General features: G+C 71.6%; 2 protein-coding genes. One reads left to right on the forward strand and one right to left on the reverse strand.

Translation table 11 applies throughout. The annotated features are described in order from the left end of the window. Positions 1 to 23: 23 nt before the first annotated feature. Positions 24 to 914, reverse strand: coding sequence for a DUF2382 domain-containing protein (locus ACFSHS_RS06390; protein WP_376873252.1), 891 nt, complete (start codon positions 912 to 914; stop codon positions 24 to 26). Positions 915 to 1250: 336 nt separating this feature from the next. On the opposite strand from ACFSHS_RS06390, the gene ACFSHS_RS06395 reads away from it, so the two are divergent. After that, positions 1251 to 2063 carry a DUF3097 domain-containing protein gene (locus tag ACFSHS_RS06395; RefSeq protein ID WP_376873254.1) on the forward strand — a complete coding sequence of 271 codons (813 nt, stop codon included), beginning with the start codon at positions 1251 to 1253 and terminating at the stop codon, positions 2061 to 2063. The last annotated feature ends 79 nt before the right edge of the window (positions 2064 to 2142 follow it).

The following is a 2142-nucleotide window of genomic DNA, read 5'->3' on the forward strand; positions in this document are numbered from 1 at the left end:
CCCCCCCGTCGTCAGCGGTGTTCTCAGATGCGGCGCTCGGTGCCCGCGTCGTCGACCTCGATCTCCTCCTTGCGCAGCCCCTCGGTCACCTGCGCCTGCTCGGTGACCGTGGTCTTGTCGAGGCGGACGCGCTCGACCGGGACGGCCTCCTTCTCCACGACCGGGGTCTCGGCGTGCAGGACGACCTCGTGCTCCTCCTCGGAGATGGCCGGCCCGTCCATCGCGTTGCCGATGTTGGCGTCGGTGATGGGCTCGCGCTCGACGCGAACCTCCTCGCGGGAGACCGGAACGGTCTCGGTCACGTTCTCCGTGACGACGTACTTGCGCAGCCGGGCGCGGCCGACCTCCTGCGACGTGGTGCCCACGTTGAGCCGCTCCTCCGACCGCGTCATGGCGTTGTCGGTGGTGGGCCCGGACACGTCGCGGCCCACGGTGCCGGGCGCATCGGTCATCCCGGTGCCGGCCGTGCCGGTGTCGGTGTAGCCGGCGCCGGTCGTGGCGGTGTCGGTCATGCCGGTGGTGGCCATGCCGGTGGTCGCCATGCCGGTGGTCGACATGTCCGTCGTCGACTCGGTGGTCGCGGTCTGGGCGGTGTCGGTACCGGAGCCCATGCCGTAGTAGCGGTACAGCTCCTGCTCCTCCTGCGGGGACAGGTGACCGTCGGTGTCGATCTTCGGAGCGTCCTTCACCTGGCTCTTGCTGACGGGTACGCGCACGCCTTCGTCGGTGAGGTCGGCGTTCCGGATGGGGACGAAGGACTCCTTGGTGCCGAACAGACCCGTCCGCACGGTGACCCACTCGGGCTGACCCGTCTCGTCGTCGAGATAGACCTCCGCAGCCGAGCCGATCTTCTCGCCGGACTGGTCGTAGACGTCCTGGCCGATCACGCGGCTGATGGTGTCGGTGCCGATCATCGTGGTGGCTCCTATCCGTTGCACGGGGCTGGTGCGGTCACTCCGATGGGTGACCGCCCTCACCTCGGCGAAACGGCACGGGGCCGGCGACACGCGCGGCCGCGGGGGAAGCCCCCGCGAGTTCTGGGCGGACGCGCAGGTGCGAGGACCGACGTCGGGGCGCATCCGCACAGGTCAGCGGAGGGTCGACGCGGCCGGGACACCCTGCGGCCGCTGTGCACAACCGGATTGCACGGCCGGTTACTCAGCGTGGTAAAGGGATCGGCCGGGCGTGTCCGCCCGCTCTCCCCGGCGCGTCCTCCGCCGTGCTGCCCCATCCCGTGCTCAGCATGGGGAGTGCCTCCCCGCTCGCCGTACGACAACCTGGTCCACCCGCGCACCGCGAAGAAGCCCGTGCCGCAGGTCGAGGCCGAGAAGGACCTCGTGGTCGAGGACCCCAGCTCCGGCTTCGTGGGCGCGGTGGTGCGGTGCGAGAAGGACGTCGTCCACCTCGAGGACCGCTTCGGCCGCGTGCGCGGTTACCCGCTCGGCCCCGGCTTCTGGGTCGACGGCCGGCCCGTGGTGCTCGTCCGGCCCAGGCCGACGGCGCCCACGGCTCCGGCGCGCAGCGCCTCCGGCTCGACGTACGTCGCCGGCGCGCGAGCCCGCGTCGCCCGTGAGGGACGCATCTACGTCGAGGGCAAGCACGACGCCGAACTGGTGGAGAAGGTCTGGGGCCACGACCTGCGCATCGAGGGCGTCGTCGTCGAGCCGCTGCACGGCGTCGACGACCTGCCCGCCATCGTGAAGGACTTCCGCCCCGCGCAGGGTCGGCGGCTCGGCGTCCTCGTCGACCACCTGGTGAAGGGCTCCAAGGAGTCACGCATCGCCGAGCAGGTCACCGGTCGGCACGCGCTCGTGGTCGGGCACCCCTTCATCGACATCTGGCAGGCGGTCAAGCCCTCGGTCGTCGGGATCAAGGCATGGCCGTCCGTGCCGAAGGGGGAGCCGTGGAAGGAGGGCGTCTGCCGGCGGCTGGGCTGGGAGGACGACACCGGCTACGTGTGGGCGCAGCGGATCCTGGCCCGGGTGCGGACGTGGACCGACCTCGAGCCCGCCCTGATCGGCCGGGTCGAGGAACTCATCGACTTCGTCACCGAAGCACCGTGACCCTCCGGATCGCACCGCGGCCAGGCGCCTCCCCCCGGACGCGCTGAGCCGCTGGGTGTTCCGCGGCGGGAGGCCTCCG

Origin of the sequence: Blastococcus deserti (assembly GCF_042682525.1) — a bacterium.
GTDB classification, from domain to species: domain Bacteria; phylum Actinomycetota; class Actinomycetes; order Mycobacteriales; family Geodermatophilaceae; genus Blastococcus_B; species Blastococcus_B deserti.